General features: G+C 49.4%; 22 protein-coding genes and 1 tRNA gene. 14 read left to right on the forward strand and 9 right to left on the reverse strand.

Annotated features, from left to right (window positions below; translation table 11 throughout):
- Nucleotides 1-79: 79 nt before the first annotated feature.
- The 3 genes from glpE (at nt 80) to GC128_RS06910 (ending at nt 2,087) form a co-directional block, all read left to right on the forward strand.
- A complete protein-coding gene (glpE, locus tag GC128_RS06900) occupies nt 80-409 on the forward strand; it encodes a thiosulfate sulfurtransferase GlpE (RefSeq protein WP_134186019.1) in 330 nt (109 codons plus the stop codon).
- Nucleotides 410-475: 66 nt separating this feature from the next.
- Complete coding sequence (gene glpG / locus GC128_RS06905) at nt 476-1,306, forward strand: rhomboid family intramembrane serine protease GlpG (protein WP_151993684.1); 831 nt, start codon at nt 476-478, stop codon at nt 1,304-1,306.
- Nucleotides 1,307-1,328: 22 nt separating this feature from the next.
- The gene (locus tag GC128_RS06910; RefSeq protein WP_151993685.1) at nt 1,329-2,087 is read left to right on the forward strand and encodes a DeoR/GlpR family transcriptional regulator; all 759 of its coding nucleotides are present in this window, start codon (nt 1,329-1,331) and stop codon (nt 2,085-2,087) included.
- A 65-nt stretch (nt 2,088-2,152) separates the two neighbouring features.
- Here the strand turns inward: GC128_RS06910 and glgP are convergent, their stop codons facing one another.
- From glgP to asd, 6 genes are all read right to left on the reverse strand, one after another.
- The gene (gene glgP / locus GC128_RS06915; RefSeq protein WP_151993686.1) at nt 2,153-4,600 is read right to left on the reverse strand and encodes a glycogen phosphorylase; all 2,448 of its coding nucleotides are present in this window, start codon (nt 4,598-4,600) and stop codon (nt 2,153-2,155) included.
- A gap of 22 nt (nt 4,601-4,622) precedes the next feature.
- Nucleotides 4,623-6,056: a glycogen synthase GlgA gene (gene glgA / locus GC128_RS06920; protein WP_151993687.1), complete on the reverse strand. Its 1,434-nt coding sequence runs from the start codon at nt 6,054-6,056 to the stop codon at nt 4,623-4,625.
- A 112-nt stretch (nt 6,057-6,168) separates the two neighbouring features.
- On the reverse strand, nt 6,169-7,452 hold the full coding sequence (gene glgC / locus GC128_RS06925) for a glucose-1-phosphate adenylyltransferase (RefSeq protein WP_151993688.1): 1,284 nt from the start codon (nt 7,450-7,452) through the stop codon (nt 6,169-6,171).
- A 14-nt stretch (nt 7,453-7,466) separates the two neighbouring features.
- The gene (glgX, locus tag GC128_RS06930) at nt 7,467-9,449 is read right to left on the reverse strand and encodes a glycogen debranching protein GlgX (RefSeq protein WP_151993689.1); all 1,983 of its coding nucleotides are present in this window, start codon (nt 9,447-9,449) and stop codon (nt 7,467-7,469) included.
- On the reverse strand, nt 9,446-11,632 hold the full coding sequence (gene glgB, locus GC128_RS06935) for a 1,4-alpha-glucan branching enzyme (protein ID WP_151993690.1): 2,187 nt from the start codon (nt 11,630-11,632) through the stop codon (nt 9,446-9,448). Before glgB ends, glgX begins: the two co-directional genes overlap by 4 nt.
- Before the next feature lie 348 nt (nt 11,633-11,980).
- Entirely contained in the window at nt 11,981-13,087 is a 1,107-nt protein-coding gene (asd, locus tag GC128_RS06940; RefSeq protein ID WP_034460329.1) for an aspartate-semialdehyde dehydrogenase, read from the reverse strand.
- A gap of 143 nt (nt 13,088-13,230) precedes the next feature.
- Here asd and GC128_RS06945 point away from each other — a divergent pair, with 143 nt between their 5' ends.
- Nucleotides 13,231-13,824 carry a YhgN family NAAT transporter gene (locus GC128_RS06945; RefSeq protein WP_034460330.1) on the forward strand — a complete coding sequence of 198 codons (594 nt, stop codon included), beginning with the start codon at nt 13,231-13,233 and terminating at the stop codon, nt 13,822-13,824.
- Nucleotides 13,825-13,920: 96 nt separating this feature from the next.
- On the opposite strand, the gene GC128_RS06950 is transcribed toward GC128_RS06945, so the two are convergent.
- The gene (locus GC128_RS06950; RefSeq protein ID WP_151993691.1) at nt 13,921-15,360 is read right to left on the reverse strand and encodes an MFS transporter; all 1,440 of its coding nucleotides are present in this window, start codon (nt 15,358-15,360) and stop codon (nt 13,921-13,923) included.
- Nucleotides 15,361-15,526: 166 nt separating this feature from the next.
- Here GC128_RS06950 and GC128_RS06955 point away from each other — a divergent pair, with 166 nt between their 5' ends.
- A complete protein-coding gene (locus GC128_RS06955; RefSeq protein WP_226812026.1) occupies nt 15,527-16,342 on the forward strand; it encodes a helix-turn-helix transcriptional regulator in 816 nt (271 codons plus the stop codon).
- Nucleotides 16,343-16,581: 239 nt separating this feature from the next.
- Nucleotides 16,582-16,676: transfer RNA gene (locus tag GC128_RS06960), tRNA-Sec, on the forward strand.
- A gap of 51 nt (nt 16,677-16,727) precedes the next feature.
- Here the strand turns inward: GC128_RS06960 and GC128_RS06965 are convergent.
- Together GC128_RS06965 and GC128_RS06970 are read right to left on the reverse strand one after the other, a co-directional pair.
- Nucleotides 16,728-18,068, reverse strand: a complete 1,341-nt coding sequence (locus tag GC128_RS06965) for an ImmA/IrrE family metallo-endopeptidase (RefSeq protein WP_151993693.1) — start codon at nt 18,066-18,068, stop codon at nt 16,728-16,730.
- 73 nt (nt 18,069-18,141) lie between these two features.
- Nucleotides 18,142-18,309, reverse strand: coding sequence for a YlcI/YnfO family protein (locus GC128_RS06970; protein ID WP_151993694.1), 168 nt, complete (start codon nt 18,307-18,309; stop codon nt 18,142-18,144).
- A 133-nt stretch (nt 18,310-18,442) separates the two neighbouring features.
- Between GC128_RS06970 and GC128_RS06975 the strand changes: the two genes are divergently transcribed.
- From GC128_RS06975 to GC128_RS07010, 8 genes are all read left to right on the forward strand, one after another.
- Complete coding sequence (locus tag GC128_RS06975; protein ID WP_151993695.1) at nt 18,443-18,973, forward strand: hypothetical protein; 531 nt, start codon at nt 18,443-18,445, stop codon at nt 18,971-18,973.
- A gap of 89 nt (nt 18,974-19,062) precedes the next feature.
- Nucleotides 19,063-19,407: a type II toxin-antitoxin system HicB family antitoxin gene (locus tag GC128_RS06980; protein ID WP_151993696.1), complete on the forward strand. Its 345-nt coding sequence runs from the start codon at nt 19,063-19,065 to the stop codon at nt 19,405-19,407.
- Between the two features lie 274 nt (nt 19,408-19,681).
- Nucleotides 19,682-20,041: a hypothetical protein gene (locus GC128_RS06985; RefSeq protein WP_151993697.1), complete on the forward strand. Its 360-nt coding sequence runs from the start codon at nt 19,682-19,684 to the stop codon at nt 20,039-20,041.
- 172 nt (nt 20,042-20,213) lie between these two features.
- On the forward strand, nt 20,214-20,435 hold the full coding sequence (locus tag GC128_RS06990; protein WP_064561179.1) for a YgdI/YgdR family lipoprotein: 222 nt from the start codon (nt 20,214-20,216) through the stop codon (nt 20,433-20,435).
- 219 nt (nt 20,436-20,654) lie between these two features.
- Nucleotides 20,655-20,897, forward strand: a complete 243-nt coding sequence (locus GC128_RS06995; RefSeq protein ID WP_151993698.1) for a ribbon-helix-helix domain-containing protein — start codon at nt 20,655-20,657, stop codon at nt 20,895-20,897.
- A 2-nt stretch (nt 20,898-20,899) separates the two neighbouring features.
- Nucleotides 20,900-21,274 carry a type II toxin-antitoxin system VapC family toxin gene (locus GC128_RS07000; protein ID WP_407643463.1) on the forward strand — a complete coding sequence of 125 codons (375 nt, stop codon included), beginning with the start codon at nt 20,900-20,902 and terminating at the stop codon, nt 21,272-21,274.
- Nucleotides 21,275-21,424: 150 nt separating this feature from the next.
- The gene (locus GC128_RS07005; protein WP_151993700.1) at nt 21,425-21,901 is read left to right on the forward strand and encodes a hypothetical protein; all 477 of its coding nucleotides are present in this window, start codon (nt 21,425-21,427) and stop codon (nt 21,899-21,901) included.
- 5 nt (nt 21,902-21,906) lie between these two features.
- Nucleotides 21,907-22,467: an RNA polymerase sigma factor gene (locus GC128_RS07010; RefSeq protein ID WP_151993932.1), complete on the forward strand. Its 561-nt coding sequence runs from the start codon at nt 21,907-21,909 to the stop codon at nt 22,465-22,467.
- Nucleotides 22,468-22,503 lie beyond the last annotated feature (36 nt).

The following is a 22,503-nucleotide window of genomic DNA, read 5'->3' on the forward strand; positions in this document are numbered from 1 at the left end:
TGACGTTAATATCAGCGGGCAGAGGGGGAGATTCCCTTAATATAGCGCTAGGCAATTCAATAAAATGACGAGCAAAACCATGGAAACTTTTGAGTGTATTGGTGTGGAAGAAGCGCACCAGAAATTGCAGCAAAAACACGCTGTGTTAGTGGATATCCGCGATCCACAAAGCTTTGCGATGGGCCACACGCCGGGCGCGTTTCATCTGACAAATGACCGTTTAGTTGCCTTTATGCAGCAAACTGATTTTGAAACGCCGGTGATGGTGATGTGTTATCACGGCAATAGCAGCAAAGGTGCGGCGCAGTATTTGCTGCAACAAGGATACGATCAGGTGTACAGCGTCGATGGTGGTTTTGACGCATGGCACCGTCATTTCCCGGCTGAAGTCGAACATGGCGCATCTTAAATCGTCAGGAAATAGAGACGTTGCGGGTATAATCATTTTTTTCTGTACGGATTTAGTAGAAAACCTATGATCATGATTACCTCGTTTGCCAACCCGCGAGTCGCGCAGGCATTTGTCGACTATATGGCGACGCAGGGGATTATCCTCACAATTCAAACCCATGAACAAACGGATATCTGGCTGGCAAACGACAGCCAGGAATCGCGCGTTCGTGCCGAGCTTGAACAATTCCTCGCAAACCCTGGTGACTCACGCTATCTGGCAGCAAGCTGGAATACAGGTCATACAGGTGGTGGTTTGCGTTATCAGCGCTACCCTTTCCTGGCCACAATTTCGCAAAAAGCGGGCCCCTTCACGATGGTCATTATGGCCGCCTGTGTGTTGGTCTACCTGCTGATGCAAATCGTAGGCGATCGTGCGGTCATGACCTGGTTAGCCTGGCCATACAAAGACAGTTTGCACTATGAATTGTGGCGCTATTTCAGCCATGCTTTGATGCACTTTTCTATTATGCATATCGCGTTTAACTTACTGTGGTGGTGGTATCTCGGCGGCCCGGTGGAAAAGCGCCTCGGCAGCGGTAAACTCATCACATTAACGCTGGTTTCTGCACTGTTGAGCGGTTTCGTGCAGGCGAAATTCGGCGGCCCGTTGTTTGGTGGCTTATCCGGCGTGGTTTATGCGCTGATGGGTTATGTCTGGCTACGTGGCGAACGCGATCCAGAAAGCGGCATCTATATGCAGCGCGGCCTGATGGGCTTTGCGTTATTGTGGATTGTGATAGGATTTTTCGATGTTTTAGGAATGTCGATCGCCAACGCTGCACACATCACCGGCCTGGTTGTTGGGCTCGCGATGGCGCTGGTTGATACAATGCATGCGCGAAAACGAACATAGCATTTCAGGAGAATAAAACAGCGTGAAGCAAACACAACGTCATGATGCGATTGTCGAATTGGTTAAAAAACAAGGCTATGTCAGTACCGAAGAGCTCGTCGAACAGTTTGCAGTCAGCCCGCAAACTATTCGTCGCGATCTAAACGATCTGGCAGACCAGAATCTGATCATGCGCCATCACGGTGGCGCCGCTCTGCCTTCAAGTTCTGTGAATACGCCGTGGCACGATCGTAAGGCGACCCAGACGGCGGAAAAAGAGCGTATCGCGCAAAAAGTTGCCAGCCAGATCCCTAACGGTGCCACGCTGTTTATTGATATCGGCACCACACCGGAAGCCGTCGCTCATGCGTTGTTGAATCACAGCAATTTACGCGTGGTAACCAATAACTTGAACGTGGCTAACACGCTCAAGGTTAAAGAAGACTTCCGCATTATTCTGGCCGGCGGCGAATTACGCAGCCGCGACGGTGGCATTATCGGCGAGGCGACACTCGATTTTATCTCTCAGTTCAGGTTGGATTTCGGCATTCTGGGGATTAGCGGCATCGACGGTGACGGTTCGCTGCTGGAGTTTGATTACCACGAAGTTCGCACCAAACGCGCCATCATTGAAAACTCACGCTGCGTGATGTTGGTTGTCGATCACTCGAAGTTTGGCCGTAATGCGATGGTGAATCTGGGCAGCATTGCTTTGGTGGATGCGGTATATACCGATGCCATTCCACCAGCAGGCGTGATGCAGGTGATTGCTGAGAATAATGTGCAACTGGAGTTGTGCTGAGATTTTCCGACTCATTTCGCAGGCAACAAAAAAACCGCCAATTACGGCGGTTTTTTTATTGTGGATTACAATCTCACCGGTTTGATATGCCAAATCTCATCGGCGTATTCCTGAATCGTCCTGTCAGACGAGAAATACCCCATGTTGGCAATATTGTGCATGGTTCGAATGGTCCACTCTTCTGGCTGCCGATAAAGCTCATCCACCCTGTCCTGGCAATCCACATAGCTGCGGTAATCTGCCAATACCTGATAGTGGTCACCAAAGTTAATCAGTGAATCCAGCAGGTCACGGTAGCGTGTCGGTTCGCCAGGACAGAACGTGCCCGTACCGATTTGCGTCAGCACCTGGTGCAACTCTTCATCTTTCTCGTAATACTCACGCGGCTTATAGCCTTCGCGCCGTAGCGTTTCGACCTCTTCCGCCGTATTACCAAAGATAAAGATATTATCCGCCCCCACATGCTCCAGCATTTCGACGTTTGCACCATCCAGCGTGCCGATGGTCAGCGCTCCGTTCAGGCCAAACTTCATATTACTGGTGCCGGATGCTTCAGTTCCCGCCAGAGAGATCTGCTCGGAGAGATCAGCCGCAGGGATAATGATCTGCGCAAGGCTAACGCTGTAGTTCGGGATAAACACCACTTTCAAACGATCTTTGACTACCGGATCGTTGTTGATCACCGCCGCCACATCATTGATGAGATGAATAATGTGTTTTGCCATGTAATACGCTGACGCCGCTTTACCAGCGAAGATATTCACGCGCGGCACCCAATCGGCTGTCGGATCAGCCTTAATGCGGTTGTAGCGCGTGATCACATGCAGCACGTTCATTAACTGACGTTTGTACTCGTGAATACGTTTGATCTGCACATCAAACAGCGCATTTGGGTTAACTACCACATTGAGTTGCTGGCCGATGTAACTTGCCAGACGCTTCTTGTTGGCAAGCTTCGCCTTGCGTACATCCTGGTGCACAGTCGGGTAATCAATATGCTGCTTAAGATCGTTCAACTGGCTAAGATCGGTACGCCAGGTGCGGCCAATATTTTCATCCAACACTTCTGAAAGCGGTGGGTTAGCCAAAGCCAGCCAGCGACGTGGTGTCACGCCGTTGGTTTTATTACAAAAACGCATCGGGAAGATGGCAGCAAAATCAGCAAATAACGACTGAACCATCAGGTTGGAGTGCAGTTCAGAAACGCCATTCACTTTGTGGCTGACTACCACTGCAAGCCACGCCATACGAACTTTACGGCCATTGGATTCATCAATAATCGAAGTGCGCCCCAGTAGAGCGGTATCGTTTGGATGCTGCTCCTGAAGGGTTTTCAGGAAGTAGTCGTTAATCTCGAAGATTATCTGCAAATGGCGCGGCAGAATTTTGCCCAGCATATCTACCGGCCAGGTTTCCAGCGCCTCGCTCATCAAGGTGTGGTTGGTGTACGAGAATGCCTGGCAGCAAACCTCAAAGGCATCTTCCCAGCTGAACTTATGCTCATCGATTAACAAACGCATCAGCTCAGGAATCGCTAATACCGGATGTGTGTCGTTGAGGTGGATGGCGATTTTATCCGCCAGATTGTCATAGGTTTTATGTAGTTGGAAATGGCGGCTAAGAATATCCTGCACGGTGGAGGACACCAGGAAATATTCCTGACGCAGACGCAACTCGCGGCCTGAATAGGTCGAGTCATCCGGGTAGAGCACGCGTGATACGTTTTCCGAATGGTTCTTATCTTCCACCGCCGCGAAGTAATCGCCCTGATTAAATTTACCGAGGTTGATTTCGCTACTCGCCTGCGCATTCCACAAACGCAGCGTGTTGGTGGCATCGGTATCGTAGCCAGGGATTATCTGGTCATACGCTACCGCTAAAATTTCTTCCGTTTCTACCCAGCGGAATTTTTTGGCTTCCATCTGCACACGCCCGCCGAAGCGCACTTTGTAGCGCGTGTTGTGGCGCTTAAATTCCCACGGATTTCCGTATTCCAGCCAGTAGTCAGGCGACTCTTTCTGACGACCATCAACGATGTTTTGTTTAAACATGCCGTAGTCATAGCGAATACCGTAACCACGGCCAGGCAAGCCGAGTGTTGCGAGGGAATCGAGGAAACAGGCGGCGAGACGACCAAGCCCGCCATTGCCGAGGCCGGGGTCGTTCTCTTCGTCAATCAACTCTTCAAGATCCAGCCCCATCTCTTCCAGTGCGTTTTTGACATCCTCATAAATACCTAATGAAAGCAGCGCATTAGAGAGCGTACGGCCAATCAAAAACTCCATCGACAGATAGTAAACCTGGCGAACTTCCTGGGATAGCTGAGCACGGTTAGAACGCAGCCAGCGCTCTACCAACCTGTCACGAACCGCAAACAACGTGGCGTTTAGCCACTCATGTTTGTTCGCAATGGCAGGGTCTTTGCCAACCGTAAACATCAGTTTATAGGCGATTGAGTGCTTTAGAGCCTCAATACTGAGCGTCGGTGAAGCATAGGAAAAGGGTGCGTTCATATCAGTGATTCCTGGTGGATGGCTACAGCAAACGTTGGTACAGATCGCGGTAGGAATGCGCCGCTACCTGCCAGCTAAAATCCATGCCCATTGCCTGACGTTGAACAAATCGCCACAGCGAAGGGCGAGACCACAACACGAAGGCACGTCTAATCGCTCTTAACAGCGACCAGGCATTACTGTCTTCAAACACGAATCCACTGGCGATACCGTCAGCCAGGTTTTCCAGCGAGCTATCAGACACTGTATCTGCAAGCCCACCTGTGCGCCGCACCAATGGCAATGTGCCGTACTTAAGGCCATACAATTGCGTTAAGCCGCAAGGTTCAAAACGACTCGGCACCAGAATGACATCTGCCCCGCCTATAATGCGGTGCGAGAAAGCTTCGTGATAACCAATTTGAACACCCACCTGTCCGGGATGCTCTGCCGCCGCCGCAAGGAATCCTTCCTGCATCACCGAATCACCCGCGCCGAGTAACGCCAGTTGCCCACCTTGCTCGAGTAACCCCGGCAACGCTTCCAGCACCAAGTCCAGGCCTTTCTGGCTGGTTAAACGGCTGACGACTGCAAACAGCGGCGCTTTATCGTTAACCTTCAGTCCCATCGCCACCTGCAGTTGGCGTTTGTTCTCAGCCTTTTCCTCCAGCGTGTCGCGGGTATAGCGAGCAGCCAGAAGCAAGTCATGAGCCGGGTCCCAAATTTTCTCATCCACACCGTTAAGAATGCCTGACAGCCGTCCCTCACGGTGGCGCTGGCGCAACAGCCCTTCCATGCCGTAAGCAAATTGCGGTTCGGTTATCTCACGGGCATAAGTCGGGCTGACCGCCGTAATATGATCAGCATAGTAAAGGCCAGCTTTCAAGTACGAAATTTGACCATTGAACTCCAGACCGTTCATGTCATAGAACGACCAGGGCAGATCAATTTCATTCATATGATGGGCGTAAAACAGCCCCTGATACGCCAGGTTATGGACAGTAAATACCGATTTTGCCGGGCGACCACGCGCTTCCAGGTACGCAGGTACCAGGCCCGCATGCCAGTCATGCGCATGCACAATATCCGGGCGCCAGAAGGGGTCCAGACCACATGCCATCTCAGCGCCGACCCAACCCAACAATGCAAAACGGTGCACGTTGTCGGTGTAAGCGAACTGATTGGTGTCGTGATATGGGCTACCGGGACGATCGTATAAATGTGGGGCGTCAATCAGGTAAATTCCCACGCCGTTGAAGTGGCCATATAACAAAGTCATATGACCCGCGAAGGTGTCGCGATGTGCCACAACCTGCGCATCAACAATGCCACGACGAATGTCAGGGAAAGCAGGCAGCAAGACTCGCGTTTCAACACCGCCTGCAATTTGTGCCGCCGGTAACGCGCCAAGCACATCCGCAAGACCACCCGTTTTCAGCAGTGGAAACATTTCAGAACATACATGTAAGACCTGCATTATCGCTCCCGTATGGAAAGTCGCAGCGCTCTCATCAAGTAAACTTCAGGAGCGCCAAACGATAAAACTTCACCGTGCAACCCTTGCTGCACGGTGATCAATCCTTTAAAACTTAACCAGGCAGCTTGGCCAGCATTTCACGGGTGACAAGCACAATGCCTTCCTCGGAACGGTAGAAACGGCGTGCATCTTCTTCGGCGTTTTCCCCTACTACCATGCCCTCTGGAATGACGCAGGCGCGGTCGATAATGCAACGGCGTAAACGGCACGAACGCCCGACGATGACGTCTGGCAACAATACTGAGGAATCAATATTGCAAAACGAGTTAACGCGTACCCGGGGGAACAACACTGACTGAACCACTACCGAGCCGGAAATAATGCAGCCGCCAGACACCAGCGAGTTCAGTGTCATACCGTGGCTGCCGGAGCGGTCTTGCACAAATTTCGCCGGTGGCAACGGTTCCATGTGGGTGCGAATCGGCCAGTCGCGGTCGTACATATCCAGTTCCGGCGTCACCGAGGCGAGGTCGAGGTTGGCTTTCCAGTAAGCTTCCAGGGTACCAACATCGCGCCAGTACGGTTCGGCATCCGGGTCTGATTGCACACAAGAAAGCGGGAATGGGTGGGCAAACGCCGAACCTGATTTCATGACGTACGGGATAATATCTTTCCCGAAGTCGTGGCTTGAGTTTTCGTCTTTGTCGTCAGTTTCCAGCAATTCGTACAAGTAATCGGCATCGAAAACGTAGATACCCATGCTGGCGAGCGCTTTCGTGTCATCGCCCGGCATAGACGGCGGATTTGCCGGTTTCTCAACGAATTCGATAATTTTCTCTTCGCTATCAACCGCCATTACGCCAAATGCAGAAGCTTCATGGAGTGGAACAGGCATACATGCCACGGTACAGCGCGCACCTTTCTCCACATGGTCTATCAACATGCGTGAGTAATCTTGCTTGTAGATATGATCACCCGCGAGGATAACCACGTACTCGGCTTTGTAGCGGCGGATAATATCGAGGTTTTGCGTAACGGCATCAGCCGTGCCGCGATACCAGTTTTCACCATGTACACGTTGCTGTGCCGGGAGCAAATCGACAAACTCGTTCATCTCTTCGCTAAAAAATGACCAGCCACGTTGGATATGTTGAACCAACGTATGCGACTGATATTGCGTAATCACGCCGATACGGCGAATACCCGAGTTAATGCAATTGGACAGCGCAAAATCAATAATGCGGAACTTGCCACCAAAGTGGACAGCAGGCTTGGCGCGCGTTGAGGTTAAATCTTTCAATCGGGTACCGCGCCCACCAGCCAGAATCAGGGCTACAGATTTATTTGGCAGTTGTCTTGCCAACATCAGAGGATCGTTCTTATCAAGCCTAACCATGACTGACTCCTTTTTTATGATTTCTGGAAAACGCATACTCCGTGCGCGGGACCATGCCATACAGCCATTACCACCGGGTTGTCTTCGCCGGCAAACGGAGGAATAGCACGCCATTCCCCTTCGGGTAGAACGATGTCAGCCACTTCTTCGGTAGCGTTAATCGTAATAAGCCAACGATCTGAGAGTTGGATTTGTAACCGATGAACCCCGTTCTCCCACTCGTCAGCATTCAGAGGTTGAGCCTCTTTATTCCACCAGCGAACACTGCCATCGCCATCCTCCCACCAGGCGTTCCGGGTTAATGCCGGGATCGTCTTGCGTAGATGAATCAATGCCGCGGTAAATGTGGTTAAGCCATCGTTACAGTGTTCCCAGTCAAGCCATGTCAGTTGGTTGTCCTGGCAGTAAGCGTTGTTATTGCCATGCTGGCTGTGACCATGCTCATCACCGGCCAAAAGCATCGGCGTACCCTGAGAAAGCAGTAACAATGTGAGCAAGGCGTGAACACTGTCGCGCCGCCTTTCTTTGATATAAAGCGAGGCTTCCAGCCCTTCGAAGCCGTAGTTATTACTGTAGTTATTGTTGGTGCCATCACGGTTGTCTTCGCCGTTCGCTTCATTGTGTTTTTGATTGAAGCTGACGCAGTCACGCAGCGTGAAACCGTCATGTGCCGTGATTAAATTAATGCTGGTTGATGGAAGTCGTTCACCACGGCGATAGACATCGCTTGAACCGGCAAAGCGGCAGGCGAATCCCCCCAACGATAGATCTTGTCGCAGCCAGAAACGCCGCATGCCATCACGAAAATGGTCATTCCATTCCGCAAATAGCGGTGGATAGTTGCCAACCTGATAGCCACCCGCGCCAATATCCCAGGGCTCAGCAATCAGCTTTATCTGCGATAAAACTGGATCGTTTTTGATCGCCTCAAACAACGGTGCATCCTGGCGAAACTCCGGCGTACGCCCCATGATCGAGGCCAGATCGAAGCGGAATCCGTCAATATGACAGCTGTCGACCCAATAACGCAGGCAATCCACCACCTGTACCACCACGCCTGGCGTGCTCAAATTCAAGGTGTTACCGCAACCAGTCCAGTTCTGGTAATCACCATTGTCCATTAACCAATAATAGCTACGGTTATCGATTCCGCTCAGCGAGAGGGTTGGACCGTCACGATCAAGTTCTGCGCTGTGGTTAAGAACAATGTCGAGAATCACCTCAATGCCCGCTTCGTGCAGCGCTTTCACCGAACCACGCAGCTCGTTGGCGGCCGCCAGCGGATCATGATTCACTGCGTAATAGCCTTCGACGGCGTAAAACGAACGCGGGTTATAGCCCCAATAGTTGCTTAACCCTAAGTGGGCGACGCGCGGCTCAGTGATAAAATGCGCCACCGGCATCAGTTCAAGCGCCGTGATCCCGAGGCGTTTGAAATAGTTAATCATCACTGGATGGCCGAGTGCGGCATAAGTGCCACGCAGCTCTTCGGGTATTTCAGGGTGTAGAAGCGTCAACCCACGAACATGCGCTTCGTAAATAACGGTGTCGCCCCAAGGGGTACGCGGGTGTTCGTCGCCTTCCCAGTCAAACTTATCGCGCACCACCACGCATTTCGCCATGTGTGGGCCGCTGTCTTCCAGATTCGGCTCGTCATAGCCACCGTGAAGATGCGGGTGGTTATCGACACCGCCAACAACCACTCGAGCGCAAGGGTCTAGCAGCAGTTTTGCCGGGTTAAAACGATGCCCGTTTTGTGGATCCCACGGGCCATGGACGCGATAGCCATATTTCAGGCCAGGCTTAGCATCGGGCAAATAACCATGCCAGATGTCGCCTGTGCGCACCGGCAAGTCATAACGACGCTCGTGACCGTGTTCGTCAAACACGCAGAGTTCGACTTTTTCTGCATGAGCCGAAAACAGCGTGAAATTGACGCCTTTGCCATCAAAAAACGAACCATACGGAGCCGGGTTCCCGGCAGTGAGTTGCGTCATTCAGCCTCCCGTACCAACCAGATAGTCGAAAGCGGAGGCAGTGTCAGACTCAGGGAGTGCTCGCGACCGTGGCTTGGAATAGCATCGCTCTGCACGGCACCGCTGTTCCCGGCATTACTGCCGTGATAATGCATTGAGTCTGTATTCAGCTCCTCGCGCCAGCGACCTGGCTGATTAATGCCAAAGCGATAGTTGTAGCGCGGCACCGGCGTGAAGTTACTGGCGACAATGATTTCATTGCCTTTTGAATCACGGCGCACAAAGATAAAGACGGAATTAATGTTGTCTTCAACCACCAGCCATTCAAAACCATAGCTGTCAAAATCCAGTTCATGCATCGCGGCGTGGTGGCGATATGTGTGGTTTAAATCGCGTACCAGGCGTTTCACGCCGTGGTGCCAGTTGTCGCCGCCTTCCAGCAAATGCCAGTCGAGACTACTGTCGTGGTTCCACTCTCGCCCTTGGGCAAATTCATTGCCCATGAACAGCAATTTCTTGCCGGGGAACGCCCACATCCAGCCGTAATAGGCGCGCAGGTTGGCGAACTTCTGCCAGGCATCGCCCGGCATACGGTCGAGAATCGATTTTTTGCCATGTACCACTTCATCGTGCGACAAAGGCAGTACGAAGTTTTCGGTGCTGTTGTACAACATGCCAAAAGTCATCTTGTCGTGATGATACTGGCGATGCACCGGGTCGAGTTTCATGTAATCGAGCGTGTCGTGCATCCAGCCGAGGTTCCATTTAAACCAGAAACCTAAACCCCCCATGGAAGGTGGCCGCGACACGCCAGTAAAATCGGTAGACTCTTCAGCCATGGTCACCGCACCCGGCGTTTGCTCGCCAATAATACGGTTGGTATTGCGCAGGAATTCAATCGCTTCGAGGTTTTCACGCCCGCCTTTATCGTTAGGTATCCACTCGCCAGGCTGGCGGCTGTAATCGCGGTAAATCATCGATGCCACCGCATCCACGCGTAAGCCGTCGATGCCAAAGCGCTCAATCCAGTACAGTGCGTTGCCCACCAGATAGTTGCTGACTTCACGCCGCCCATAGTTGTAAATCAGCGTGTTCCAGTCCTGGTGATATCCTTCGCGCGGATCGCCGTGTTCATACAGCGAGGTGCCGTCGAACTTCGCAAGCCCAGCATCGTCAGTCGGGAAATGCCCTGGAACCCAGTCCAGCAAAACGTTTAAGCCCGCAGCATGCGCGGCATTAATAAAGTAGCGGAAGTCTTCACGCGTACCGAAGCGGCGTGTTGGCGCGTATAAACCTTGTGGTTGATACCCCCAACTGCCATCGAACGGGTGCTCGTTAATCGGCAACAGCTCGAGGTGAGTAAAGCCCATCTCTTTGACGTACGGCACCAGTTGATCTGCCAATTCGCGGTAACTGAGCCAGAAATTATTGTCGGCATGGCGACGCCACGAACCAAGATGTACTTCATAAATTGAAATTGGCTGATCAAAGCCATTCGCATGCTGGCGCGCAGGGCTAAGGGTAGTTTTGTCAGGCAAGCCACAAATCAGCGACGCGGTTTCCGGGCGCATTTGCGACTCAAACGCATACGGGTCAGCCTTCAGGCGCAGATGCCCTTCGGTATCAATCAGTTCGAATTTGTAGAGTTGCCCAGGATGAGCACCAGGAATAAAGAGTTCCCAGATACCGCTTTCACGGCGCAAACGCATCGGGTGGCGACGGCCATCCCAATAGTTAAATTGCCCAACAACTGAGACACGGCGGGCATTAGGTGCCCAAACAGAGAAACGCGTTCCGGTCACGCCGTCCATGGTGTCGGCATGCGCGCCGAGCGTTTCATAGGGGCGTAAGTGCGTGCCTTCGGACAACAGCCAACTATCCATCTCCTGAATTAGCGGGCCAAAGCGATAGGGATCATCAATAAGATTTTCATGGCCATGCCAGACAACAGCAAGTTGATAACGGAAAAGATTTTTACGTCGCGGGATCACCCCGCAAAAGAAACCACGTGAATCAATACACTCTAACTTACCGACCTTCCCGCCGGTCTTCGGGTCGATAATCCACACTTCTGTCGCGTTCGGTAACAGGGCACGAACTTCCAGCCCAGCTTCAGTTTTATGCATTCCCAGCAGAGAAAAAGGATCCGCAAAATGACCCGCAATTAGCGCATTTATCACGTCTTTTTCTGGATGAACAGACATGGTTTCGTCCTGTTTTTTGTCATTCATTGACCCTAACGGACGGCAATAACATTGTTTTCCTGCAAGCCGTTCCGCCCAACTAATCTTCATGGCGGTTTATCGCCCTGAATAAAGCATAGCCAACGCTCTGTTTTGCTCCCGAAAATTAATCAACTAAAGTCATATGCTTCATGTATACCCAAATAATTCGAGTTATGGGAAGGCGGTAAACTCAGGAATCCCAGTCACTTACTTAAGTAAGTGACTGGGGTGACGGAGTGCAACCAACACACCCATAACTTGAAGTATGAAGGGTATATGACGTGATAAAAAAAGGGGCTGCAATGCCCCTTTAGTGAGTAAGTGTAATTATGCGAGCAAGCGCAACATTCTACGTAACGGTTCGGCAGCGCCCCATAGCAGCTGGTCGCCAACAGTGAAGGCAGACAAGTACTCAGGACCCATATTCAGTTTACGCAAACGTCCGACTGGAGTAGTGAGCGTGCCAGTTACCGCAGCAGGCGTCAGCTCACGCATAGTGATATCACGGTCGTTTGGCACGACTTTGACCCAATCGTTATGCCCGGCCAGCATCGCTTCGATGGTTGGCAAAGAGACATCTTTTTTCAGTTTGAGGGTGAATGCCTGGCTGTGGCAGCGCAGCGCGCCAACACGGACACAAAGGCCATCAACCGGAATGATAGTGCCGGTATTAAGGATTTTGTTGGTTTCAGCCTGGCCTTTCCACTCTTCGCGGGTCTGGCCATTATCAAGCTGCTTGTCGATCCATGGGATCAGGCTGCCAGCCAATGGCACACCGAAGTTATCCGTTGGCAGACTGCCGCTACGAGCCAGATCAGTCACTTTACGTTCGATGTTCAAAATGGCAGATGCAGGATCAGCAAGCTCGCTGGCAACGTGGCTATGCAACTGGCCCATCTGGGTCAACAGTTCACGCATATGGCGCGCGCCACCGCCGGATGCCGCCTGGTAAGTCGCAACAGAAACCCAGTCAACCAGGTCGTTTGCAAACAGGCCGCCAAGGGACATCAGCATCAGGCTAACGGTGCAGTTACCGCCAACAAAGGTTTTCACGCCATTATTCAGACCTTCCTGAATAACGTGCTGGTTAACCGGGTCGAGGATGATAATCGCGTCATCTTTCATACGCAGTGAAGATGCAGCATCAATCCAGTAACCTTGCCAGCCGCTTTCACGAAGCTTTGGATAGATTTCGTTGGTATAATCGCCGCCCTGGCAGGTAATGATAATGTCCAGTGCCTTCAGCGCTTCCAGGTCGTAGGCATCTTGCAGTGTGCCGTTGTTCTGGCCTGCAAAAGATGGGGCCGGGAGGCCTAACTGAGAAGTGGAGAAGAAAACTGGGCGAATGGCGTCAAAATCGCGTTCTTCAACCATGCGTTGCATGAGAACGGAACCGACCATGCCGCGCCAACCGATAAAACCAACATTTTTCATAGCGACTAATCCTGCAGAGGTATTTGCGTTGAGTGCATTCAAGGGAATATGTCCCACATTACAAAATGCTACCAAAGTCGCAAGTGAAATTAATCAATGATCTGCAAGCTATTAGAAATACAACTTATTAGAGACAACTATTCATGACCGAAATCATTTCTGCGGCAGTATTGTTAATCCTGATTATGGACCCGTTGGGGAACCTGCCGATTTTTATGTCAGTGCTCAAGCATACTGAGCCGAAGCGCCGCCGGGCCATCATGATCCGCGAGCTGCTTATTGCACTGATCATCATGCTGATCTTCCTGTTTGCCGGGGAAAAAATCCTTGCGTTTCTTAACCTGCGTGCGGAAAGCGTGTCGATTTCCGGCGGGATTATCCTGTTCCTGATTGCCATCCGAATGATCTTCCCAAGCCATGAAGGCAACGCCTCTGGCCTGCCTGCTGGCGAAGAGCCATTTATTGTGCCGCTGGCTATTCCGCTGGTTGCCGGGCCAACGTTACTGGCAACATTAATGCTGTTATCACACCAGTATCCAAACCAGATGGGGCATCTGGTTGCTGCGTTGATGCTGGCCTGGGGCGGCACCGTGGTGATTTTGCTGCAATCATCGCTGTTCTTACGCTTACTCGGGGAAAAAGGTGTTAACGCGCTGGAGCGCCTGATGGGCCTGGTATTGGTTATGCTGGCAACTCAAATGTTCCTCGATGGGCTTAGAATTTGGATGAAGGGATAAGGTGTAGACATTCCGCTAACTCCCTTTCAGTACCAGCACAAACAAGAAGCCGCCTTCATAAAAGGCGGCTTTCTTATTATTGTAACTTCCTGCGTATCACTTCTCTGAAATCACAGGCTTGCAAAGCACAGGAGAATGAAGCTGGCGACGGCTCATCAGCGTCACCCCCGCCAATACCAGCATAACCAACGCTTCGACCAGCAAGAAGCCCATCATCGCCTCCACATAGTCACCATTGCTCAGTACACGGAAATGCAGGAACAACGCACCGAGGATTGCCGGGCCAAGTCCAAGCGTTGATTGTTGCAGCGTACTTAAAATCGCACTCCCCGCGCCGGCATCATTAGGGGCGATGTCACGCATCCCGAGGCGATAAAAACTGTTAACGATCAGCGCCTGCCCGTAGCCAATCAACAATGTTGCAGGGGCGACAGCTAACGCTCCAGCACTGTGACCAAAGTGTTGTAACGTAGCAATGAGCGCCAATAGCCCAGCCACCTGCACCACAATGCCAGCCAGCAAAATCGTGCTCATTGAATGGCGTGCAATCAGTTTTGGGGCATAACAAGCTGAAATAAAATAGGCTACACCAAGGGCAATAAAGCTGTTACCCGACTGCCACGGAGCCATTCCCAGCCCAGCCTGTAGCGTTAAAGCCATGCAAAACATAAAGCCCGACCAGCAGGTATAGAACATAACGGCTATCAAAATGCCAAAACGAATGCTGGTAAGTTTAAGCAATCGCGGTGGAAGCAAAGGCTGTAGACCACGTTGTTGCTGGCTTAATGCTCCGGAACGCATCCACCAACCAAGTGGAATAATCGCTATCAACGCAGCTTGCATCTGCCATGGCCAGTGCAGTTCTGGGCCAAGTGCCATAGGAAAGAGCAGGCAGCAGAGTATTAACGCCAGGCAAAAAGTCCCCTGCCAATCGATACGTGAAACGCTTTCACTACGGGTTTCCGGCAAATAACGCTTTCCTACCATCAATACAAAGATGCAAATCGGGACATTAATAAAAAAGGCGTTACGCCAGCCAAGCCCGGCGATATCTGCTGATACCAACCATCCCCCACCCATTTGCCCAATAATAAAAGCAATACCTCCGATGCCTCCATAAAGGCTAATGGCTTTGGTATGAGCGGTGCCTTTTAACGTGACGTGAAGTGTTGCCAAAATCTGCGGCACAATTAATGCGGCCCCCATGCCCTGCAACGTGCGTGCAGCAAGCAGCGTTCCAACAGAGCCGGCAATGCCACACAGCAAAGAGGCAATACCAAACAACGCTACACCCCACATCAGAACACGCCTGCGGCCCAGGTTATCTCCAAGCTTGCTGCCTACAGCCAGACAAACGGCGAAGGCCACCCCATAGAGCGCCACAATAAGTTCCAACTCTGTATGGCTGGTACCCAATGACTGGGTGATCGAGTCCAGGGCCACGTTGGTAATCGACGTATCAATAAGCGGCAACATCTGGCTTGTCAGAAGCAAAATCAAACCTGCTCGTCCAAGGGAAAAAGGGGGAATTCTCATCATGTGCTCCATTGCACGGTTCAGGATACCGGCGTAGCATCCCCCAATGTTTAAACGGGTACCAGTTCTTGCTTATACTGGTATTGGCACTACCCTTCTGGAGTTTTCCGTGACAACCATCACAAAACTTGACCAGCGCACTACCACCCTGGAAGACAATCGAAAAATGTTGGCGGCTTTTTTACGCACCCGGCGTGAAAGTCTTGACCCTCAACGTCTCGGTTTACCCCGCAGTGGCCGCCGCCGCACGCCAGGGCTGCGCCGTGAAGAAGTCGCGCTGTTGGCAGACGTTGGTGTGACCTGGTACACCTGGCTTGAGCAAGGACGGGATGTGAACCCCTCCGTCAGCGTGATGACGGCTATCACTAGCGCGTTGCAATGCTCTCCCGTTGAGACACGTCATTTATTTATTCTCGCGGGCTTATCACCGGCAGAGATTCCCGCCGCTGCGCTGTGTGAAAATCTCAGCCCCGCATCTCGCCGCTTACTTGATGCACTGATGCCAAACCCGGCCAGCATGCAAAAGCCCAACTTCGATCTTATTGGTTACAACCGCAATTTTTGTCTGCTAATGGGAGTGGATCTGGATGCCGTTCCGGTTGATGAACGCAACTGCATTTACCAGTATCTGACTAACGATAACTGGAGCCGCCGCCTTGGTGACAAAGATTACATTTTGCCGTTATTTGTCGGCTACTTCCGGGCTGGGATGGCAGAACACCGAGGCGAGCCACGCTGGGAGGCATTACTGGAGTGCTTTTTCTCTGTCTCGGCAGAATTTAAAGCCCTGTGGCAGCAGCGTTATGAAGTACGCGCGATTGAAAACCATCGGAAGCAATTTATTCACCCACAAATAGGCACCATCCAGATGCAGCAAACGAACTGGTATTCAGCCCCGCGTGATGGCGCGCGCCTACTGGTGTATTTACCGGTGGATGAAGAAGGGGAACGGCAGTTGGAACAGCTATCGAGATTCTGCTGAATATTCCTGCTTCAAACTATTTTTATGATCGCGAAAACCGGCTTTTTAAGGTTGTGAGAAATAAAGGGCGGGTAGGTCATTCAAAGAGGCTAAGAAGTGCTAAACGCGTGGTAAGTGAACGATTTAATTGATCGTGCTAATAGTATTGAAGGATTCATTGGGGAAAGGGGAAAGCATTGTTTGGTACAAGCGAAAAACCAGGTATACTGCGCACCGCCTCCATGTAGCAATCGAGGCTAGGAAGATCGTCGTCTCCGGTGAGGCGGCTGGACTTCAAATCCAGTTGGTGCCGCCAGCGGTGCCGGGCAGGTTCAACTCCTGTGATCTTCCGCCATTTTTCTTGATGATTTATTACTTTAGATATTTTATTTGAAAATTGGCACATCTATTTCACATTTAAAAGATTAAAGCTAAATCCCTCTGGAGTAATTCTTTTATCGTTCAATATCCTTAATTGCTTCAATCTTATTTCGACAATAGTGGCAGACACATTAAATTTCTTTTTAAGCTTAGATACAATATACTTGTAATTGTGAATATTACATTGTTGGTCATCAACATAGACAATCCCACTATTAAAACTCCTAATATCAAGCTCGGCAACAAGAGAAATTATAGAATCAAAAACCTCCTTCCGTGGCATTAATAAACTATTTGCAAACATATTAGCTTGCCATTCGAGCCTTCTAAATAAATTAGATTTCATACTAAATTCAACAATTGAATAATTATCATCTATATCAACATGCTCATCTATTTTATTTTTTAGCATGAAATCATGGTGGAATATATAATGACCAATTTCATGCGCAAGCGTAAACCTCCAACGATGAGAATTAAATTCTAATGAATCCGATATCTTTATAATGTTATTTTTGGCATCCATAGAACCAAGGACTGATGTATAAACCTCGTCAGTACCTAATTCATAAGAAAGATCAAAATTTAAACCGTCACTTTCTTGCAAATAAGATACTATTTTCAATAAATCAATTTCTCCTTTAGTACTTACTTCCGAAGCCAAAGCTAACTGCAATCCTCTAGAATCAATTTCATCAAGGCTTAAATACGATAAGTTTTTAGATCTTATTATTTTGTATTTATTTGGGATGGTTTTGTGAAATGGCTTCTTATCACCAAATAAAAGTTCATTTAATATATCTATTATAAATGATGTATAATTATTGTAATAACAAAATATATTTTGCGATTTTGCAGTAAAATTTTCATTATTGAGAGCATACTCTGATGTAGCCCTATCTTCCTTAATTCGTTCGGCTGGTTTTGATGATATTGGATTCCGTTGAAGCACCCAGTCTATCTTGTCTTCAGGAAGGACCCTGATCAATGCCATTCCAATATTCTTTGCAACTTTAAATGCGCCTGATTGAAAAGGTGTTCTTGATGCAAAAATACCCTTAATATTTACGCCAGATATTTGATGTAGTTTTGACTCAAACTCTTCAATATCATCTACAGGAATCTTTGATTTATAGTCCTTACACTCAATAACTATCAATTGTGAATAGTCATCCCTACCATCCAAGAAACACTCGATTGATATATCAACAATAATATATCCTTCTCTCTTTTTAGAAAAATATTTTTTCTTCCTATAAAATTTACAAAATTTCGGGTTTAGCCAAAAATTACCACTATTTATATAATCTCTCAAAAGATTGTAAACTTCTTCTTCGAAATCATCTCCCTTTTTTACAGTGTTCATTTCAGGCACCCTTAATTAATTCTAAACCTCAACATTAGAGCTTATTTCAAATATATTTCAACAGGAATTATGTTTACTTAGCGGCACTCAAACGCAACCTACATGCCTCTTTCACCCAGGCACTAAAATTCCCCTTTCCAGCAGCTTTCTCAATCTGTTCCAAAAGCTCATCCTCGAAGCGAATGTTCTTCATCGTACTTTTTGATCGATCAAAGGCGAGTTTAGATTTTTTCTCTTGCATGGTAGGTACCAAGGGGTTTATGTTATTTCAACGATGGTAACTACCATCGGAAACAGAAGCAACAAATAGCAACGCCCCGGAGTGCGCTAACACTACCGAGGCGTTTAACCACTAACGTTAAGGACATAACGCAATGGCTAACACCAATACTACCACAACCGCTCGCCCTGAAATCCTGTGCACTCAACCAGTAATTGAATCAGCTATCACAACGCTTTTAAAAACCCCGCTCGGCGCCACGCACGATCTCTTCCAGGTGCTCGACGCCTGCCAGCATTATGTTGATGCGCTGATTGAAAACGATGACAACACCGAACGTATGGCATTGTGTGGGCGCTTGCTTGCCGCTCTTGAAGTATTGAAAGTTGCGCTAAAAACACCGTTACCCGCGCATTTAATCGAGCGCCTGACGGTGGATGTGGCAGAACCCAATAATTATCGCGGCCCGCTTTCAACTGATTCCGAAACTCTGCGCGAGTACTGTTCCGCACTCACCATCTTGCTGCTGCAACGCCAGCAGTCGCCTGAGCAGGAAGAACACATCACCGGTTTATTGTTCGAGTTGATTAACCTTCTGGTCGAGGATTTGAAAACGCCGCGTTTTGTTCGCACCGATGGTGGGCTGACTATGATTAGCGGTGAAGCGGTGCCGGGGATTCACTAGGTTTTGTAGGGCGGTAAGTACAGCGTCAATCGCCAAAAACGGTGGATGACGCGTATCCACCCAACGAATACAGGTCTGGGAATCAAACCATGAATAACATTATTAAAATTGACGGACACACCGCCATTGTTAGCTTCGACCCAGACATTGAAATGTTTCGCGGCGAGTTCGTGGGCTTAAACTGCGGTGCAGATTTTTACGCCTATAGTGTGCAGGAATTGAAAACAGAGGGAGCCGAATCACTGAAATTCTTTCTTGATACATGTCGTGCAAAAAACATTGAGCCTTATAAATCATACAGCGGGAAGATTTCTGCTCGTCTAACGCCTGAAGACCATGCAGCACTTGAACGTATCGCGCTGGCATGCGGCGAGAGTATTAATCAGTTACTCAATCAGGGCGCAAAATTAATCATTAAGCAACATGATGCGTGATTAGCGGTGCCAGCAATTAATCAGGTTTTGTAGGGCGGATTAGCTCGCGACATCCGCCATTTTTTTAAAGCAACGCCTTCATCCACACGCCCCCTGTACGCTCTTCTTTGTCACTCCAGCATGTGAGATACTGCGCCAATATTATTTCCGCCACATAAGCAAAAGAATCAGTCCGTTAAACTTACCTGGCGTAAACGAAATAAAACAAGGGGTTACGTGATGCGTAACCCTTTTTTAATGCCTGATAAAGCAGGCAGCAATTGAAGAGGTTTTTATGAATTGGGATGTGTTGAAGTGGTTGATTGGCATCTACTTTGGCTGTTTTTTTGGACTTCTCAAAGTCGCCTACTCAGACCCGAAATTTTATCTGGAATACATAGATAAAAAGCTCACCTGGTTCTGTTACACCTGCATGATTGCCTTCAGCGCTTTCTGGTACGGGTTATATGCCTGTAAGAGCTACACCATTGATAACATCGACCTGATATCAGAACAGCTAGCCCATTTAGACAAAGAATATAACTACGTTACTTCTTACCTTCTTGTCCTAATTATTGCGTCCTGTTTGTCTTTTGCTGCCAGCATTTTGTATATCGACGTCGCGCGTAGAAAACAAGCTCATTTAAGCTCTTAAAAAGTGCTAACACCTTGAACAGGTTGAAAAACCGTATGGCAAAACCATGCGGTTTTTTTATTTTGTAGCAAAGCAGCGCCATAGCTCCAAAAACCCTTCGTCATACACCTTAACAATCTGTCTTGAGCGCAACAGGTAGAATCCCCTTCTTATTTAAAAGGGATATTTCAGCATGAAAAAATTGATGGCAGTGCTGCTGTTAAGCGGTGTGGCGCTTTCGATCACGGCGTGTTCGAGCGATTACGTTATGTCGACCAAAACAGGCGATATGATTGTGACGCAGGGAAAACCGCAAGTGGATTCAGATACTGGCCTGATTAGTTACACCGATCAGCAAGGTAACGAGCACCAGATTAATGACGACCAAATCGTGCAGATGATTAAGAAGGACTGATTTTGCCATTTATACCAGTCAGTACATGCTGGCTGGTATTTTCATCCCCCATTACTTCCCTTTCCTGGCAGACAAACTCCGAAAGCAAACGTTCTGGAATGCGGCTCGTAAAAACTAAAACTCGCCAAATCAATGTGTTAATAACCCCTATTGATCTGTGTATTATTTACGCACAAGAAAGGTGAAAAATTAAACAGGGATGATATATTGAGGTGATATATGGCTACGATTTTTGGAGAGATGATGGGACGAATTCTTCTGGATCTGTCTGATGAGGCAATCAGCCGCCTTGATAGCCTTAAACAGAAACGCAATTTACCGCGAGCAGAGCTTTTACGAGAAGCGGTCGAGGAGTATCTGGAAAGGCAGGCTCAAACCAGTATCAAAGAAGCATTTGGTCTTTGGGGCGAAGATGCACCTGATGGTTTGGAATATGAACGCAAACTTCGCGAGGAATGGTGAAGATGATGCAATCTGCTGTTTTTGATACCAATATTTTAATCGATTATCTGAAAGGGATTCCACAAGCGCGTGCAACCATTGAAAGCTACGGTAATTCCCCGTCAATTAGCATTGTGACCTGGATGGAAATCATGGTGGGGGCAAAACACCACGATCAGGAGCAGCAGACCCGGCACTTCCTGAGTGGATTTGAAATTTTGCCGGTCAATCAGGCGGTGGCAGAACACTCTGTAGCGCTACGTCAGCAATATGGAATGAAATTACCTGATGCTATTATTTTGGCCAGTACGCAAATCAGTGCCAGGAAACTCATCACTCGAAATTCAAAAGACTTTAAGGATCTGCCTGGCGTTATTTTGCCTTATTCCCTGGGATAAATAACTCCTTACATTGCAAAACATCTGCTGCCGATAACGCACCTTCACTCCGAACAGAAAAATTTTTCATTTTCCTGACAATATTTCTGCTTCTCATTCGTCTACCTCATCAGAAGCAATAATTAACTAATCTGATGAGGAGTAAAAACGATGAGAGATTTTGATATGCGTGGACATGGCCGTGAGCGCGGCCACGGGTTTGGTGGTCACCCGATGGCTAAACCACTGCTTATGGGCATTGTGTTTATTGCAGCGTTGAGCCTGCTGGTAATGTCGCTGTGGAATGCACTGCTGCCTGCGATTATCGGCGTGAAAAGCATTGGTTTCTGGCAGGCACTTGGCTTGCTGGTGCTGTGCCGTATTCTGTTCGGCGGTCTTGGGCTGCGTCCTGGGATGTTCGGTATGGGCCGGGATCGCCGCCGTATGCATGAACGCTGGATGCAAATGACACCAGAACAGCGCGAACAGTTTGTTCAGCAGCGCCGCGGTGGATTCTGGCGTCATGGTCACGGGCATTGCCATCATCGCGATGCGCATCATGGTGATAGCCATGAGCGGCACGGTGAGAATGAGCATTGCCGTCAGAAACCGGAAGATAGCGCCCAGAAACCGACGCAAGCTGAGTGACGGTAATGAAAGCCGGGACGGCAGGACATTCTCGAGTCATGTTGGCGCTCAATGCGTGTCGCTCGAAGCTAAAAGCTTTTATCGTTGGCCGCACGCCGGTACGTGATGACGCAGACGATATCCTGCAAGAAGTGACATGGCAGTTGATGAAAGTGGAGCAACCGGTGGAGAACGTCGCCGCCTGGTTATTTCGCGCCGCGCGTAATGAAATGACCGACAGGGCACGTAAAAAGCGCGAGCTTCCGCTTTCTGATTATTATTCTGACGACGATGAGGGTTTTCTTCCTGAAGACGAACTGGCGGAAACGTTGTTTGGCGTGCCGCAGTCACCGGAAGACGAATATTTGAGTCAACTGCTCTGGGATGAGCTGGAAGATGCGATGTCGGAGCTTCCTGTGGCGCAGCGTGAAGCGTTCGAAAAAACCGAACTACACGGCTACAGCTTTAAAGAGTTAGCAGAAGAAACCGGCATTAGCGTTCAGGCACTGTTATCCCGCAAGCACAAGGCCGTGCTTTATCTACGAACCCGTCTTCGCAATCTTTATGATGAGCTAACGCAGGGCTGAGTTGGGAGAGTCGAGTTTCTCTGAGCAATAGCCCCG

It is taken from the genome of Buttiauxella massiliensis (assembly GCF_902500225.1).
Lineage (GTDB): Bacteria > Pseudomonadota > Gammaproteobacteria > Enterobacterales > Enterobacteriaceae > Buttiauxella > Buttiauxella massiliensis.

What these genes read in the sequence shown, in the direction of transcription:
- glpE (WP_134186019.1), top strand. Translation starts at nt 80, where the DNA reads ATGGAAACTTTTGAGTGTATTGGTGTGGAAGAAGCGCACCAGAAATTG.
- glpG (WP_151993684.1), top strand. Translation starts at nt 476, where the DNA reads ATGATCATGATTACCTCGTTTGCCAACCCGCGAGTCGCGCAGGCATTT.
- glgP (WP_151993686.1), bottom strand. Translation starts at nt 4,600, where the DNA reads ATGAACGCACCCTTTTCCTATGCTTCACCGACGCTCAGTATTGAGGCT.
- glgA (WP_151993687.1), bottom strand. Translation starts at nt 6,056, where the DNA reads ATGCAGGTCTTACATGTATGTTCTGAAATGTTTCCACTGCTGAAAACG.
- glgC (WP_151993688.1), bottom strand. Translation starts at nt 7,452, where the DNA reads ATGGTTAGGCTTGATAAGAACGATCCTCTGATGTTGGCAAGACAACTG.
- glgX (WP_151993689.1), bottom strand. Translation starts at nt 9,449, where the DNA reads ATGACGCAACTCACTGCCGGGAACCCGGCTCCGTATGGTTCGTTTTTT.
- glgB (WP_151993690.1), bottom strand. Translation starts at nt 11,632, where the DNA reads ATGTCTGTTCATCCAGAAAAAGACGTGATAAATGCGCTAATTGCGGGT.
- asd (WP_034460329.1), bottom strand. Translation starts at nt 13,087, where the DNA reads ATGAAAAATGTTGGTTTTATCGGTTGGCGCGGCATGGTCGGTTCCGTT.
- GC128_RS06945 (WP_034460330.1), top strand. Translation starts at nt 13,231, where the DNA reads ATGACCGAAATCATTTCTGCGGCAGTATTGTTAATCCTGATTATGGAC.
- GC128_RS06950 (WP_151993691.1), bottom strand. Translation starts at nt 15,360, where the DNA reads ATGAGAATTCCCCCTTTTTCCCTTGGACGAGCAGGTTTGATTTTGCTT.
- GC128_RS06955 (WP_226812026.1), top strand. Translation starts at nt 15,527, where the DNA reads ATGTTGGCGGCTTTTTTACGCACCCGGCGTGAAAGTCTTGACCCTCAA.
- GC128_RS06965 (WP_151993693.1), bottom strand. Translation starts at nt 18,068, where the DNA reads ATGAACACTGTAAAAAAGGGAGATGATTTCGAAGAAGAAGTTTACAAT.
- GC128_RS06970 (WP_151993694.1), bottom strand. Translation starts at nt 18,309, where the DNA reads ATGCAAGAGAAAAAATCTAAACTCGCCTTTGATCGATCAAAAAGTACG.
- GC128_RS06975 (WP_151993695.1), top strand. Translation starts at nt 18,443, where the DNA reads ATGGCTAACACCAATACTACCACAACCGCTCGCCCTGAAATCCTGTGC.
- GC128_RS06980 (WP_151993696.1), top strand. Translation starts at nt 19,063, where the DNA reads ATGAATAACATTATTAAAATTGACGGACACACCGCCATTGTTAGCTTC.
- GC128_RS06985 (WP_151993697.1), top strand. Translation starts at nt 19,682, where the DNA reads ATGAATTGGGATGTGTTGAAGTGGTTGATTGGCATCTACTTTGGCTGT.
- GC128_RS06990 (WP_064561179.1), top strand. Translation starts at nt 20,214, where the DNA reads ATGAAAAAATTGATGGCAGTGCTGCTGTTAAGCGGTGTGGCGCTTTCG.
- GC128_RS06995 (WP_151993698.1), top strand. Translation starts at nt 20,655, where the DNA reads ATGGCTACGATTTTTGGAGAGATGATGGGACGAATTCTTCTGGATCTG.
- GC128_RS07000 (WP_407643463.1), top strand. Translation starts at nt 20,900, where the DNA reads ATGATGCAATCTGCTGTTTTTGATACCAATATTTTAATCGATTATCTG.
- GC128_RS07005 (WP_151993700.1), top strand. Translation starts at nt 21,425, where the DNA reads ATGAGAGATTTTGATATGCGTGGACATGGCCGTGAGCGCGGCCACGGG.
- GC128_RS07010 (WP_151993932.1), top strand. Translation starts at nt 21,907, where the DNA reads ATGAAAGCCGGGACGGCAGGACATTCTCGAGTCATGTTGGCGCTCAAT.